Below are 14,298 nucleotides of genomic sequence, written 5' to 3' on the forward strand. Positions count from 1 at the left end.
TTATTTTCTCAGTTGAATAACATTTAGTATGAGCAACACGTTAAAAAGTGCGTTGCTTCAGCTTTTGCTCATCAAATACATTGATACGGAGCAAAGCGCGGTATTCTGAGGCTTTTCCCCCCATTCAGCAACTAAATTCTAATCGCAGCTAAAATTCAACCTAGATAACTTGTCGCTTCTGTTCGTACATTTTTTCATCAGCGGCTTTCAAGAGCGCATCGACATCATTGTAGTTACTATTGTGAATAACCCAACCCACACTGATTCTGAGATAAATAGAGTGCGCTTCGTACACAACTGGCGCCGAGCATATCGCCTTTCGTAGTTTAGTCACGATTGAAGATACGTGTTGATCATCGATAATGCGTGGCAACAAGACCAAGAACTCATCACCGCCTATCCTTGCAACGATATCTGAAACACGCAGCTCACTTCTTATGCGGTTAGCACACTCGATCAATACCTGATCGCCTGCCGCGTGACCATAAGTGTCGTTGATTGCTTTAAACCCATCGAGGTCGATATTTACAACAGCAAAGGTTCTCGCTCTCTGTTTTTGAGTGGTTTTGAAAGCCTGCTTGAGGCTATACATGAAGTATCGACGATTCGGTAACATCGTTAGCTCATCATGCATAGAGCGGCTATCTGCAATCCGGTACAGACGATAAATAGTAAAGAAGGCAAACGCCAACACTAATATAATGGAGTAGCCTACCAGCCTTACCGCTTGGATTCGATACCAAGGCTCATCCATCAATACATGTTCGTTACCGGAGAGAGCCAGGTACCAACCCCCGTATGGGAAACTCACCTGTTCAGTGGCGAACGCATTATCGAACACATCCTGAGTGCCATAAAAGACAGCGCCATCTTTCCCTGAACTGTTTGCACCACGAATTGCTAATTCATACTTGTTCTCTATCTTGCCGATTCCAACATCTTCAAACAGCTCATCTAAACCGATAACAGCACTGGAGACACCCCAGTAATCTTGATTGAAAGGCGGGTCTCGGAAGATCGGAGTGCGTGCAATGAGGGCTTGTCCACCTTGAAACAGCTCAAAAGGACCGGCAATAAAGGTGTTGCCAAGATTACGGGCTATCTCAACAGACTCCCATTGATTTGGGTGATCACGATAATTAATACCGAGAATCTGCTCATTACCTTCCATCGGGTAAACAAAGTTTAGAATGTCGTCTTTGGCGAGTCCGATAAGTCGAATATGGAAGCCATCTTGAATGATATTCTCAGCAATCTTATCCCAATTTTTCACCTCACCATCGGGGTTGATGGTCACTAAGGTCGAGAAATTATTGAGGATATACATATCTGACACGATCGCGGCTTCAATCCGAGAACGAATAATGGATAGTTGCTTTTTTGCCTCTGAATACGATTCGTTTTTAAGAAAAGTTAATTGCTTGGCATGAAAGAACTCAATTGCGCTTACTATCGCAAGGAAAAAAAGAAAAGATACTACTCTGGCAGACCACTGCTTGCTAGAACCACTTGGCATTTACGAACCTCTAACACTATTGTTCTATATACTGCCTTATAACGGCTCATTTCTGGCTTATTGCCCCAGTATGCCGCTAAGTCATTAAAAATCCATACTAATGTCGACTATCTATCAAATATTGGGTGATCCATCACTTCAAACTTCTTTACTAAACGAATGGTTTAATCAAAAAGGGTTAGTGAACCTTATAAAGCTTACATTGTATTGACTCAACGCTTACATTGAAGGATTCATCAATGTTATTTTACATAGACTAATAATCAGCTTGGTACCTCACGACATGAAGTTAAAAACTATCACACTGTGTACATTGCTATCAGCCTCGGTTGCCGTTCACGCACAAGAAAACGTTCAAGCGCCAACCGCAGTGAACGTTCAATCCCAAGCAGATTCGCTCAATTCTCAAGAACAATCTTTCAAGCAATCTGCAGACCTAATTCGCACCACCTACGAAAGCCAGCTTTACACCCTGCCTGCATTCAAAGAAGGTCACTACGGGCTGCGCATGTATCGTCAAACATTAGACGATAAGTATTCAGCGGCGGTGTGGAGCGACATGGCTCGAGTGGCAAGCAAGCTCAGCACCCTGTCGAATGACGTTCAAACCATGGAACAAATCGTACTCTACTCAGAGAAGCGAGTTGCATCTTATATTGGTGATAACGATGAGCGCAGTATTCGACGCTACAACATCACCAAGCACATGCCTGAATACCTTTACCTTGGTGTTGACCTTCTAGGCTCTATGGCTCGTGCTAACGAATACGGTTTAGAACACAAGAACGATGCCAAGCTACGCGAAATCATTCGTCGCTATGACTTCTCACGATACGTGACCAATGAAGACATGGTGAAAGCGTGGGCCGCTCAATTAGCGAATCAGGTTTACTGGTTGCGCCAACTGGGTGAGCAGGATGTCGTTGATGAGTTTGTCGATACCTTCAAAAAAGCGTATCCAGACGATAAAGACAAAAAACTCTCAAGCCAGCAATTCGGCAATAAGATCTATGGTATGACACACGTCATCTTCGGCGACTCAGAATATTACCAACATCAAGTAAGCGAACAAGACCATCAATGGATCTACGATTACTTTAGAGAAAACATCGATACGATTCTGCTGCGTGCGAAAGAAGATGTGATTGCTGAGGTTGGATTAACCTTCTTATTGGCAGGTTTAGAAGATGACCCAGTTCTAGAGAAAACTCGACTCGCGATTCAAGCTTCAATCGATGAGAAACAAGGCATGATCCCTTCTATCACTGGTGATTTTGATCTTGAGTACGGTGAACACCGCAACGTGTTAGCAATCATGCTACTCGATTGGCAGCAAGTGAATGAAGCGCCGACTTATGAAGGCAACCCTAAGGTGTTTACTAACATCCCTTACGGACTCATTAAAAACCAACCACCGAAGAACTAGCAACATACCTAGCCTAGGTTCATCATAGAACCCAAAAAGCCTCATACCTTTCAAGGCTGCGGCTTTTTGCTGTTTACTACGTCAGTACTCGTATCAAAAGTTGTTAATATCAAAACCTGCATAAAGATAAAAACAAAGACGACATCAAGCTCCTGACACGGCTTTGTTCATCACTATCGTAAAATCCCCTTCTGCGTAGCCCTCCGTTAAAGAGACATCATCGCAGAGCGTTTTACAGAAACGATAGACACCTTGAGGGTGATAACTCATCAAGGTATTACGCGAAGGATACTGGCTTGAGTTGAGAAGATTAAAAATCACCGTCTGATTCGCCAGTTCATACATGCGAGTAATCATGTTTGTCAGATAATCAGAATCACGAGAGATGTAGTTCAGTGAACCACTAGCGATGACAATGTCGTGCGCCTCAAGGTTCATTTTGCTCATATCACCCGCCAAAAACTGACAACGATCTTCTGTGTAGTTTTGCTTCGCCTTCTTAAGAAAGCCTGCGTGTTGGTCAACGCCGGTATAAGATTGAATACGATAGATGCTGTCGAGCAGTTCAAACAGCTCGCCATAGCCGCAACCCAAATCTAAAACACTCTTCTTTTCGAAGTCCGCCGCACGAGCGATTACTTCAAAGCGACACAATTGACTCTCTTCGCTAGTCCAACCTAAAGCTTTAGCCTTGTCGCCATTCGAGCGGTTAGTTTGTTTCCGATGATAGCGATACACCTTCCAACGATCGAGCCAGTGCATTCAAATCAGCCCTACTTCAATGAACATCAGCACACCTTGATAAGATTAAGCTTTAGAACTTGAAGAAAAGAGCCCACCGATTTTATAACCGATCGCATAGCAAACCACGGCGACAGTAACAAACACCAATGCCGAGAAGAAATACGCTACAGACGCTGCGACACCAGCCCCCCACACCACGCTGAACACCAAACCGAGATAAGCCTCTTTTGGCCACTGGTCGATAGGAAACTGAGCGCCGCCAGCAATTAGGTAAACCATCGAAAACAAGCCAATGAAGGTAACAATAAGACCGATGAGAACGCGAATGTTCATGGAGAGACCCTTGATTAATTTAGCTTGGTTGCCATTGTTCCTAATCGAAAGCGGATATGCTTAGTCGGAACCGAATATTCTCAATCGAAATCGAATGTTCTTAATCGAAGCCGAATGTTATTAATCGCAACCTGATGATATTCAAGTATATCGGATAAAAGGAACTGGCTCTATTACTCTTCCGAGTGAGCTTTTACTCACTATAGACAAATCACAGTCGACGGCCAAAACCCGATTTCGCCTGATTAACAGGCACAAAAAAGCGGACACCCTTCTTACGTTAACTCCGTAAGCAAAGTGTCCGCTTTAACTGAATCTAGCTTAAAGCAGGATGAAAATACCCGCTAAGCATGCACTCATTAGGTTTGCTAGCGTACCAGCAGCTACAGCCTTCAAACCTAAGTTTGCAACTTCAGCACGGCGCTCTGGTGCCATAACACCGATTGAACCTAACTGAATTGCGATAGAACCAATGTTAGCAAAGCCACACAGAGCAAAAGTCACGATTACTTGGCTGTGTTCAGATAGTAGCGCTTTGTTCTCAACGAAGTCGATGAAAGCAACAAACTCGTTCATAACGATCTTCTGACCGATGTAAGAACCTGCCATCAATACTTCATCACTTGGGATACCGATTAGCCATGCAAGAGGCGAGAACAGGTAACCGAAGATAGCTTGCAGCGTAATACCCGCAAAACCGAACGTTTCACCTAGGCTTTCTAGGCCAGTGTTGACCATCGCAATCACACTCACGAAGGCAACCAACATAGTACCAACCGCTACCGCAACCTTCATACCGTTCATCGCGCCGCTTGCCAATGCATCAATCACGTTGCTTTGGTCAGCTTTATCTAGTTCGATATGGTCGTAATCACTTGGTGTGCTGCGCTCAGGAACGATGATCTTCGCCATTAACAGACTGCCCGGAGCCGCCATAAAGCTTGCAGCGATAAGGTATTTAAGCTCAACACCGAGGCCAGCATAACCACCAAGTACACTACCCGCTACCGACGCCATACCACCGGCCATTACAGCAAACAGTTCCGAACGAGTCATAGACTTTAAAAAGGGACGAATTAGAAGAGGAGACTCACCCTGAGAAAGGAAGATATTACCTGTAGCAACCAGAGATTCAGCTTTACTTGTACCCAGCAGTTTTTGCACCGCTCCGCCCAAGATTTGAATCACTTTTTGCATAACGCCTAAGTAATAAAGCGCAGAAATCAAAGCACTGAAGAAGATAATGATTGGAAGCACGCGAACCGCGAAAATGAAGCCTTCAGTAGCAAGGTCACCGAAAAGGAATGCGATACCAACGTCTGCAAAACCAAGCAGGCTAGAAACACCATTACTTAGGCTTGTTAGCGCCAATTGTCCCCATGGGAAATACAATACTAAGGCTGCAAATCCGATTTGAAGTAATAGTGCACGAGAGACCGTTTTCCAGTTAATTGAAGAACGACTTTCAGATAGCAGGTACGCGCAAGCAATCAGTGCAAGAACACCGACAAAACCAAATAGAATATTCATAATGTGTCCTAGTAATCCTTAAAGAGTGAACATGAGCCAAGCAAATGACATCAAAGGAACAGGACAAAGAACCGCAAGCAAAACGCTACGCGATGAAGGAGCTAACAGGGTTAGCGAATGTAACAACGAGTTGTTCATGTAAAAAATCACCTTATACAAGCAGTGGAACGTAGCTGGTCCGGTCCGTGGGGTCATTCACATATCCATGTGACGGCTTGTATTGGCTAAGCACCGGCTTAAAACCGGAAGAGAAGTATAAACAGTTAAGTGAGACTTTCATCACATTTTTTGACGCAAACGATCGCGCGGTCAAGGATTAAGCAAAATGTATTGTTTGTCGTCATTTTCGTGCTTCAAAACTGTAAACAATCTGTAGGGAGTTGAATTTGTAATGTTAAGTCTTTAAGTGTGTGAGCGTAATCACTCGGTTAATTCTGTGTGATTCTTACTGCTTTTCTGTGCTCTGCCTCATTTCCCGAGACTTCAAGATTCATCTTAAGTTTAGATGCGTATATACTTTGTGTGATCTCACCAAATAATTATCTATAAAATACCAATAGAGCTGATTAGATATAACAGCCATTGAGACTAAGAGAGGAAACACGTGAAGAAAATGGAAGCTCCGCACGACATGAACAATGGAGCTAGATTCAAAACAAATAGACACGGCTATGTGACAGTAGTTGAATATTATAATACCTATACTGTTATTGTCGCGTTTGAAAATACCGGAAATATCCGCGCTATCAGTGCAGCGAAATTACGTACAGGTCAACTCACCGATCGTTCGGTTGCTCCTGAGTCAATTATGATTGGCGAACAGGTTGAATCGGTTAAACACGGAATATTAACCATTACTCAAGTTGAGTCTGAAAATATTGTCGTGTTAACAAATGCTGATAATGAAGAAATTAGAATGCTATTGCCAGCAGTACAAAAAATGAAAGACAAAGTTGAAGATATTGATGAAGATAAACTTGAAGCATCAAAACCAACCTCTCTAAGCCAGCTAACTAAAAGAAGTAAAAAGACTAAAGACGTTAATAGCATGCTTAAGAAAATGCTTACCGATTACGGCCGATACGATTAATTCAATATTTTGTCTTAGCTAAACCTTTCAAGATTCATATTCTAATATCCAAATAAAGATCCTCCTCCCTTTCTAAATAAAAGACGTTGCATATTCGAGTGAAAAGTTAAATTTGATCAAAGTCTCACTCTGGATCTTTACTACAAATTAACGAGATCTCCATCACAATCTCATTTTGGTTTTGTGATGGAGATCTTATTGAAATCTGAATACTTCCATTACTATGCTCTCACACAATAAGAGAACGAAGTTTCTCAACCCCTAAAATCCAATTGAGACAAATATTATGAAAAAGATTCTTGTAGTTTGCGGTAACGGCCTTGGTACTTCTCTAATGATGGAAATGGCAGTAAAAGAAGTCGCTAAAAAAATCGGTTTCGAAGCAGAAGTTGATCACGAAGATCTATCATCTGCAGCATCAAGCAATGCGGATATTTGGGTTGCAGCAACAGACGTTGCAAACCAACTAAAAGACGCTGGTAAAGAGAATATCATCAGCCTTAAAAATATTTTTGACAAAGCATCTATTGAAGAACAACTAAAAACTTTCATGTAAGGTCAAAATTATGCAAAACTTTTTCGAGTTCATGCTCGGCTTATTAAAAGAGCCGGCGATCATGGTAGGTTTAATTGCTTTTATCGGCCTGGTTGCACAAAAAGCAGATGTTTCTACCATTCTAAAAGGCACAATTAAAACCGTAATGGGTTTCCTAATTTTAGGTTTTGGTGCTGGCGCTCTTGTTGGCGCACTAAATAACTTCTCTGTTGTATTTACTGAAGCATTCGGCGTAAGTGGTGTTATTCCAAATAACGAAGCAATTGTTGCATTAGCACAAGAAGCATTCGGTTATGAAATGGCTCTAATTATGTTCTTCGCATTCGTTGTGAATATTTTATTGGCTCGTTTAACACCTTTAAAATATATTTTCTTAACGGGTCACCACACAATGTTCATGTCTATGCTGGTAGCGGTAATCCTGTCTACAGCTAACATCGAAGGCACTGCTCTCGTTGCAATCGGCTCGATCATTGTGGGTTCACTGATGGTTATCATGCCTGCACTTGCTCAAAAATACACAGAGAAAGTGATGGGTACTGATCAGTTGGCGATGGGTCACTTCTCAACGTTCTCATACTTAGTATCGGGTTACATTGGTAGCAAGTTTGGTGACACTTCAAAATCAACAGAAGACATCAACGTACCTAAAAGCCTAATGTTCCTGCGTGATACGCCAGTTGCTGTAGCAACAACAATGGCTATCTTCTTTATGTTTGCCTCAATTGTTGCTGGCGGTGACTTTGTTGAAACAGTATCAGGCGGTCAAAACTGGGTAGTATTCACCTTCATGCAATCTCTTGTGTTTGCCGGTGGTGTTTACATCGTACTGCAAGGTGTGAAGATGCTGATTGCTGAAATCGTTCCTGCATTCAAAGGTATCTCTGACAAGCTAGTACCGGGCGCAAAACCTGCTCTAGACTGCCCTATGGTATTCCCTGTAGCACCAAACGCGGTACTTATCGGTTTCCTTTGTTCTTTCGCTGCTGGCCTACTAGCAATGGCAGTTCAAGGCGCGCTTGGCTGGACAATCATTGTAGCTGGCGTCGTTCCACACTTCTTCGTAGGTGGTGCAGCAGGCGTTTACGGTAATGCGACAGGCGGTCTACGCGGTGCAATTCTCGGTTCATTCACGCAAGGTCTGTGTATCTCTTTCCTACCAATGCTACTGCTTCCAGTACTGGGTGGCCTTGGTCTTGAAGCGACAACGTTTGCTGACTTCGACTTCGGCGTTGTTGGTCTTATCCTAGGGTGGATTGTTTCATGAGCTTATTCGATTTAATTGGTAACCAAGGCGTTATCATCAACTCTGAAGAGAACCTAACGGTTGATGCTGCGATAGATGTGACCTGTTCAACACTGCTAGCGAGCAACAAAATCGAAGCAAACTATGTTGAAGCTATCAAGCAAAAACACAAGGATATTGGCGCGTACTATGTTCTAGCACCAAAGATTGCGATGCCTCATGCTCGCCCTGAAGATGGTGTGAACGAAGCATCACTGCAAGTAACGGTATTCAAGAAGGGTGTTGATTTAGAGTCAGAAGACAACGGTGACGTTTACCTTTCGATTACTCTGGCAGCGATGGACTCAGATAGCCACATCCATACGATTATGGCGCTATCAGAGTTGTTCCAAAATGATGATGACATCGATGCCATCATCGCAGCGGAAACTGAGCAAGCGATCATCGAGATCTTAAAACGATACTAATCTCGATATAAAGATCCTGATAAGCCCCCATGAAAAAAGCGATAGCCTCGGCTATCGCTTTTCTGTTTCTGGTGCTTGGTCATTTCTCATCGAATATGAGTTAAGGCATCACACCTAGAAAGCATTCAGTGGCGTTAAAACGCGTACATTCGTTTGTCTGTCGATAATTCAAAGCAATATTGCGCGTGTTTATTAAGGCACTCAAACACTTCTCGATCCAACTTAAAGTTATCAACGTGGTCCCTCAAAATAGCGAGAGTCTCTTCTAACGTCATGCCTCCACGATAAGGTCGAGACTGAGTTAGCGCTTGAAACACATCCACCACAGCAACAATTCGACTGGGTTGATCCAACTCTTCCGCCGTTTTTCCCATTGGGTAACCCGAACCATCTAACCTTTCATGATGATTAGATGCCCACTGACAAACCTGAGGTGAACTGAACAACTCCTGCAATGCGAATCGAGTGTCCGTTGCATGGCGTTTAATACAGCAATACTCTTCTTCAGTGAGTAAATCCGGCTTATGCAGAATGTCATTAGGGGTTTGCAGTTTACCGATATCATGGACTAACCCAGCCAGATAGAGTTTGCGCTGAGTGGTGTAGGAATAACCCAGCTGTTTGGCGAGGTATTCTGAAAGCTGCCCAACCTTTAAAGAGTGCTTAAAGGTAAACGAACTTTTGGTATCAACAACATTGGCGATAAACTCGGCAAAGGCCACCGTCTCATCCAGCGACATTTGCTGGGAGAAAAATGGCACAGGTTCAAAGTTATCCCTCATGTTCTCGATGTATGGAATCTCCATAGAAAACCAGAAGTCATCCAAATCAACCAACTCGCACATGTGTTGCACAAGGTTGGTTTCGAACATCTCATCCGCTTGTTCAGTCAAACGTTCAATGATGCTCGCTTTGCCATCTGGTGTTAGGTTTCCATAACGATCAGAAGAGGTTATGCCGTATAGATAATCGACTCTATCGGCAAGCATCACGATGGCAGCTAGTTCTCTTTCTAACTCGCTGATATGAATAGCCCTTAGCTCAGACCACGGAGTATGGTGATAAAGAACCGGCTTAGCAAATATAGAAAGAACTGGGCACTCTTTTAAGATTTGGTAGCCCTTTTGACAATGGTGATAGCTTGAGTCAGGTACAAACCCAGACGTTAAACTGAGCTGTTCATCAATTTGCGAGACACCACAGTCGTGAATCAAGCCTAACGAAAACGCGAGCTGCGCTTGCTCTTCTTCCCACCCCACACTCAGAGCACATCGATACGCGATATAGCCCACTCTCTGTCCATGATTTTTACTTTCGAAACCGACGTTATCAAGCGCCTTAGCAATACCGAATAGAGCCTTCCTTAAGTCCACGGTCACGTCCTGGCAATGTTGATTCATTATTTAAGCCTAGCATTTTTATATTTTTTATATATTTAGGCCGCTAATACTAATGCATAGCTAGGGCGTGTTGATCTTTCGTGAGTGTTTTTTGAACAGCATGGTAAAGAGTTATAATTTGCTTCGCCAAAAGTAAAACCATAACCAATACCATGCCAAGAACAATGCTAACTGATATTCGCTGGGAACTGCTACTCCAAGTTATGAAAAGTACAGGTCGTATTTACGATAAAACTGAACATCGAATGACATTTGAAGGAATACTTTATCGAATGAGAACAGGTATTCCTTGGCGAGATCTACCCTCTGAGTTCGGAGAGTGGAGTACCGTTTACAGACGATTTAATCTTTGGTCAAAGAAAGGGATTTTAGATAATCTTTTCAAAATCTTATCTAGCATGGCTGACTTTGAATGGGTATTTCTTGATGGCTCTATAGTTAGAGCGCATCAGCATAGTACAGGTGCAGCTACTGAAAGTTCAGAGCAAATAGGAAAAAGTCGCGGGGGCAACTCAACCAAAATTCACTTAGCTGTAGATAGTGGTGGCCTGCCGATTTGCTTTGATTTATCAGAGGGACAACGCCACGATATAGTGCATGCCGAAAGCTTAGTTGAGCAACTCGAAGAAGTTAATACCATCGTTTGTGATAAAGGATATGACAGCGAACCTTTCCGTACTTTTGTTAAGGAACGTGGCGGAGAAACGGTAATTGCTAAACGCAATTACGGACAAGATATAGACAAAGACAGTATGGATTGGTGTCTATACAAGTATCGTCACTTGGTCGAAAATGCCTTTGGGAGAATTAAGCATTATCGAGCTATTTCAAGTAGATATGACAAGCTAGAAAGGAATTATGCCAGCATGTTATCGCTGGCATTCATGTTAATGTGGCTACCGATGTATTGTTGAACACGGAATGTACAGCAAAGATCAACACGCCCTAATAATTATATACACAACTATTGTAAGGTTTAATGAGTTTCGTGATAGAACCAACGTATCACGAAAAATCCGTGCTACCAATGGTTGCATATTAAAAATCATGCGACATTATAGCCTGCCGACTAAGATTCGCTTAAATAAGCAGCCATAAGAAAAGGAAAGACATGTTTAAAACGGTTATCGACAACGAACTCTCCATCGCATTGGTTGAAGAGAGCTTCGCTTCTCACTACGCGGAAATCTCACAAAGCCAGAATGAGTACCTAAGTCAATGGCTCGTGTGGCCGCCACATTGTAAAACCGAGCAAGACTTTAGGATCTTCATCCAACGCTCGCTACACGATTATGCGGAAGGGAAAAGCATGACCTGTGCGATCGTGTATCAAGACAAGGTCGTCGGTAACTGCAGTTTCAATACTATTGATCATGATAAGCAAAAGGTGACGATAGGTTATTGGTTATCTGAGACATACCAAGGAAAGGGGATTGTGACGCGCGTTGTCCAGAAGCTGATTGATGTTGCTTTCAATGAGTTAGATATGGAAAAGGTAGAGATATCAGCCGCAACCGGTAACCAAAGCAGCCGCAAGGTTTGTGAGCGCTTACATTTCACGTTAGAAGGTATTATAACTCGTAACGAGAACTTGAATGGCCGCATCGTAGACCACGCTATTTATGGACTTCATCGCTCTAAGCTCTAAGCTCTAAGCTCTAAGCTCTAAGCTCTAAGCTCTAAGCAGTAGTACTAAGAAGTCACTAGCTTGTAAATCGGAATATGAAAAAGCCACGGTATTAGTCCGTGGCTTTGTTATTTGACGAGCCTGAAGAGTTCTTAAAGCTACAGTTTATGCGATCTTAGGAATCACGATACTGAACTTGGCACCACCATGGTTGCTGTCGTCGATTTTGATATCCCAAGAAAGTTTTTTAGCCGCCGATAGAGCAATCGCGAGGCCTAACCCCAATCCACCTGTGGTCGACGTTCTGCTTGAATCTAATCGAGAGAACGGTAGAAATACCTCATCACGCTTATTCTCCGGTATTCCAGAACCATTGTCTTCAATCACCACCAGCCAGTTTTCTGAGTTCTCATCCAGCGTCATCCACACTTTGTCTTGTGTGTAATTACCCGCATTCTTGAGAACGTTATCGAACACCAAGCGTGCCATTGAGCAATCACACTTAATCTTGCACTCTAGCTGTACCTTAGATTCAAAGGTGGCATTGTCTAGTTTCGAGTAACGAATTCGGTCTAGGCAATACTCACGAAGATCGGAGGTCACTTTAACGAGCTCAAAGAAAGAGTTATCCATGACATTCAACTTCGACAGCATGATGATTTCTGACGTGAGCTCGTTGATATCCTCAATGTAGGTATCAATGTCATCGAAAAGAACCTGATGATTATCGGGGGCTCCCCTTCTTAGGATATCGGTCGCCAGTTGAATACGACTTAGCGGAGTTCGTACTTCGTGTGGGATAGCTTGAGCGAAAATATGACTTTGTTTTACTTTGCTTTCGATCTCTTCAGCCATGAAGTTAAAACTGCTGGCCAAATCAGAAACAGGATGGATGTCGTCCATGTCAGATCGAGTACTAAGCTTGCCCTTACCAAACTGTTTCTGCTTCTCGACGAGCAACTCTATTCTTTCTTGAAAACGCCTCACAGGTAAGTAAACACTTGCTCCAATCGCCACAATCACAGCCAACAACAGCCCTAACAAAAAGTGTCGTTCTGAGTCTTCGTACCATTCAATGTCAGGAGAGAAAAAGTCCCCTACCTCACTGAACCCAAAACTGAATTTAGAGTTTGGTAGCTGAAACACGGTCGAATAGAGGTTGTCATCACTTAGATATATCGGCACACCGTTTAAGGTTGTGTATAACTCACATTAGTTGGCAAGGCGCCTCGCCCGACCAATTCTCCAACAGGCGTAAATTGAAGATATAAAATTGTTGGTAGCCTGTTCTATCGAGCTCTTTATAGAGTGAGTTTTCTTGATTGTGTTGACGAACATACTGCTCCGCAAAGTAGATGCCATCATTGAGGAAGGTTTCGATCTCGGTGCGTCGCATGTGCCCCTCACCAAGGTTCAAGAACAAAAATATCGTTGCCGACATCCCAGTCACAATCCCAAGGTATAAGCGAGCAAACATCGAAACCGAGCGAAGCTTCGTAGCAATGAACTTACGCAACCAGCATGTACCCCTTGTTGCGAACCGTACGAATCAACTGTTTGTCTTTTGCGTGAATGCGCAGCTTTCGGCGTAACCCAGACACGCGCATATCAATCGAGCGGTCGTTGAACGCGTAATCTATCCCTCTAAATAACTGACAGCACTGGTCTCGAGTCACGACCTGACAGATGTTATTAACGAGAAGGTTTAAGATTTCAAATTCAGCAGAAGTAAGCTTGAGGTTTTGGCCGTAGAGCGTGGCACTTTGAGCAGAGCTGTTGATTACAATATCGCACTGTTTTTCAGCCGTAGTTTCTTGCGCAGTTTTTACGGGAGTCGCTCGACGCAATAACGCTTCAATTCGCGCTAACAAGGCATGGCCACGAATCGGTTTGGCAACGTAATCGTCCGCACCAAATTTAAACAAGCTGACCTCGCTCATTTCATCGGCGGAAGCCGTTAGCACTAAAATCATTCCATTGTAAAACTCACGGGCTTGACGGCAAATTTGCGCGCCGCTCATCCCTGGAAGCATCAAGTCCAACAGCACTAAATCAGGTTCAATACTACGGATCGCTTCAAGTGCCAAGTTCCCTTGATGAACAACGCTAACATTGTAACCTTCAGCTTCGAGGTAAAGCGTCGTTAGACGAGCTATCTCTTGGTCATCTTCAACAATGAGCACTTTGGTTTTCGACATTCCTATCACCAGTATTTATTAAAAGCGAAGGCAGTATATATACTGGTCATAGATCATCAATATTGGAATCAGAGCCCTACATTTACCGTACGCAAAACATAGTAATCACTTTTGTACATACACGTTTACAGAATAGAGAACCAACAACCGGTGCGCCTTGGTTTA

General features: G+C 43.2%; 13 protein-coding genes and 1 pseudogene. 7 read left to right on the forward strand and 7 right to left on the reverse strand.

Going from position 1 to position 14,298, the window contains the following annotated elements; translation table 11 throughout:
- Positions 1 to 160: 160 nt before the first annotated feature.
- Positions 161 to 1,516, reverse strand: a complete 1,356-nt coding sequence (locus AB4161_RS07135) for a diguanylate cyclase (protein WP_102398618.1) — start codon at positions 1,514 to 1,516, stop codon at positions 161 to 163.
- A 283-nt stretch (positions 1,517 to 1,799) separates the two neighbouring features.
- Here AB4161_RS07135 and AB4161_RS07140 point away from each other — a divergent pair, with 283 nt between their 5' ends.
- Entirely contained in the window at positions 1,800 to 2,942 is a 1,143-nt protein-coding gene (locus AB4161_RS07140; RefSeq protein ID WP_017060606.1) for a DUF3541 domain-containing protein, read from the forward strand.
- A 144-nt stretch (positions 2,943 to 3,086) separates the two neighbouring features.
- On the opposite strand, the gene AB4161_RS07145 is transcribed toward AB4161_RS07140, so the two are convergent.
- The 3 genes from AB4161_RS07145 to AB4161_RS07155 all read right to left on the reverse strand — a co-directional run bounded on the left by AB4161_RS07145 (position 3,087) and on the right by AB4161_RS07155 (position 5,549).
- Positions 3,087 to 3,704 (reverse strand): class I SAM-dependent methyltransferase, encoded by a 618-nt coding sequence (locus AB4161_RS07145; protein ID WP_017064868.1) that lies wholly within the window; start codon positions 3,702 to 3,704, stop codon positions 3,087 to 3,089.
- A 45-nt stretch (positions 3,705 to 3,749) separates the two neighbouring features.
- Complete coding sequence (locus AB4161_RS07150; RefSeq protein ID WP_372083081.1) at positions 3,750 to 4,019, reverse strand: hypothetical protein; 270 nt, start codon at positions 4,017 to 4,019, stop codon at positions 3,750 to 3,752.
- Positions 4,020 to 4,340: 321 nt separating this feature from the next.
- Entirely contained in the window at positions 4,341 to 5,549 is a 1,209-nt protein-coding gene (locus AB4161_RS07155; protein WP_017060598.1) for a NupC/NupG family nucleoside CNT transporter, read from the reverse strand.
- Positions 5,550 to 6,162: 613 nt separating this feature from the next.
- Between AB4161_RS07155 and AB4161_RS07160 the strand changes: the two genes are divergently transcribed.
- From AB4161_RS07160 to AB4161_RS07175, 4 genes are all read left to right on the forward strand, one after another.
- A complete protein-coding gene (locus AB4161_RS07160) occupies positions 6,163 to 6,639 on the forward strand; it encodes a hypothetical protein (protein WP_372083093.1) in 477 nt (158 codons plus the stop codon).
- A gap of 286 nt (positions 6,640 to 6,925) precedes the next feature.
- Positions 6,926 to 7,195 (forward strand): PTS sugar transporter subunit IIB, encoded by a 270-nt coding sequence (locus AB4161_RS07165; RefSeq protein WP_017064872.1) that lies wholly within the window; start codon positions 6,926 to 6,928, stop codon positions 7,193 to 7,195.
- A 10-nt stretch (positions 7,196 to 7,205) separates the two neighbouring features.
- Positions 7,206 to 8,462, forward strand: a complete 1,257-nt coding sequence (locus tag AB4161_RS07170; protein ID WP_017064873.1) for a PTS ascorbate transporter subunit IIC — start codon at positions 7,206 to 7,208, stop codon at positions 8,460 to 8,462.
- Entirely contained in the window at positions 8,459 to 8,908 is a 450-nt protein-coding gene (locus AB4161_RS07175; protein WP_372083082.1) for a PTS sugar transporter subunit IIA, read from the forward strand. The genes AB4161_RS07170 and AB4161_RS07175 overlap by 4 nt, the downstream gene beginning before the upstream one ends.
- Before the next feature lie 134 nt (positions 8,909 to 9,042).
- Here the strand turns inward: AB4161_RS07175 and AB4161_RS07180 are convergent, their stop codons facing one another.
- Entirely contained in the window at positions 9,043 to 10,308 is a 1,266-nt protein-coding gene (locus tag AB4161_RS07180; protein WP_029235617.1) for an HD-GYP domain-containing protein, read from the reverse strand.
- Between the two features lie 152 nt (positions 10,309 to 10,460).
- On the opposite strand from AB4161_RS07180, the gene AB4161_RS07185 reads away from it, so the two are divergent.
- Together AB4161_RS07185 and AB4161_RS07190 are read left to right on the forward strand one after the other, a co-directional pair.
- Complete coding sequence (locus AB4161_RS07185; RefSeq protein WP_372083083.1) at positions 10,461 to 11,222, forward strand: IS5 family transposase; 762 nt, start codon at positions 10,461 to 10,463, stop codon at positions 11,220 to 11,222.
- Positions 11,223 to 11,419: 197 nt separating this feature from the next.
- Positions 11,420 to 11,956: a GNAT family N-acetyltransferase gene (locus AB4161_RS07190; protein ID WP_017069226.1), complete on the forward strand. Its 537-nt coding sequence runs from the start codon at positions 11,420 to 11,422 to the stop codon at positions 11,954 to 11,956.
- 144 nt (positions 11,957 to 12,100) lie between these two features.
- Here AB4161_RS07190 and AB4161_RS07195 read toward each other — a convergent pair.
- Positions 12,101 to 13,451: pseudogene (locus AB4161_RS07195) on the reverse strand (sensor histidine kinase).
- The gene (locus AB4161_RS07200; protein WP_372083084.1) at positions 13,444 to 14,133 is read right to left on the reverse strand and encodes a response regulator transcription factor; all 690 of its coding nucleotides are present in this window, start codon (positions 14,131 to 14,133) and stop codon (positions 13,444 to 13,446) included. The pseudogene AB4161_RS07195 and the gene AB4161_RS07200 overlap by 8 nt, the downstream one beginning before the upstream one ends.
- Positions 14,134 to 14,298: the final 165 nt, after the last annotated feature.

It is taken from the genome of Vibrio sp. 10N.286.51.E5 (assembly GCF_041469125.1).
Classification (GTDB): Bacteria; Pseudomonadota; Gammaproteobacteria; order Enterobacterales; family Vibrionaceae; genus Vibrio; species Vibrio crassostreae_C.

Bases quoted from the DNA above. Each gene is read 5' to 3' on its own strand.
- AB4161_RS07135 (WP_102398618.1), bottom strand. From the start codon at position 1,516: ATGCCAAGTGGTTCTAGCAAGCAGTGGTCTGCCAGAGTAGTATCTTTT.
- AB4161_RS07140 (WP_017060606.1), top strand. From the start codon at position 1,800: ATGAAGTTAAAAACTATCACACTGTGTACATTGCTATCAGCCTCGGTT.
- AB4161_RS07145 (WP_017064868.1), bottom strand. From the start codon at position 3,704: ATGCACTGGCTCGATCGTTGGAAGGTGTATCGCTATCATCGGAAACAA.
- AB4161_RS07150 (WP_372083081.1), bottom strand. From the start codon at position 4,019: ATGAACATTCGCGTTCTCATCGGTCTTATTGTTACCTTCATTGGCTTG.
- AB4161_RS07155 (WP_017060598.1), bottom strand. From the start codon at position 5,549: ATGAATATTCTATTTGGTTTTGTCGGTGTTCTTGCACTGATTGCTTGC.
- AB4161_RS07160 (WP_372083093.1), top strand. From the start codon at position 6,163: ATGGAAGCTCCGCACGACATGAACAATGGAGCTAGATTCAAAACAAAT.
- AB4161_RS07165 (WP_017064872.1), top strand. From the start codon at position 6,926: ATGAAAAAGATTCTTGTAGTTTGCGGTAACGGCCTTGGTACTTCTCTA.
- AB4161_RS07170 (WP_017064873.1), top strand. From the start codon at position 7,206: ATGCAAAACTTTTTCGAGTTCATGCTCGGCTTATTAAAAGAGCCGGCG.
- AB4161_RS07175 (WP_372083082.1), top strand. From the start codon at position 8,459: ATGAGCTTATTCGATTTAATTGGTAACCAAGGCGTTATCATCAACTCT.
- AB4161_RS07180 (WP_029235617.1), bottom strand. From the start codon at position 10,308: ATGAATCAACATTGCCAGGACGTGACCGTGGACTTAAGGAAGGCTCTA.
- AB4161_RS07185 (WP_372083083.1), top strand. From the start codon at position 10,461: ATGCCAAGAACAATGCTAACTGATATTCGCTGGGAACTGCTACTCCAA.
- AB4161_RS07190 (WP_017069226.1), top strand. From the start codon at position 11,420: ATGTTTAAAACGGTTATCGACAACGAACTCTCCATCGCATTGGTTGAA.
- AB4161_RS07200 (WP_372083084.1), bottom strand. From the start codon at position 14,133: ATGTCGAAAACCAAAGTGCTCATTGTTGAAGATGACCAAGAGATAGCT.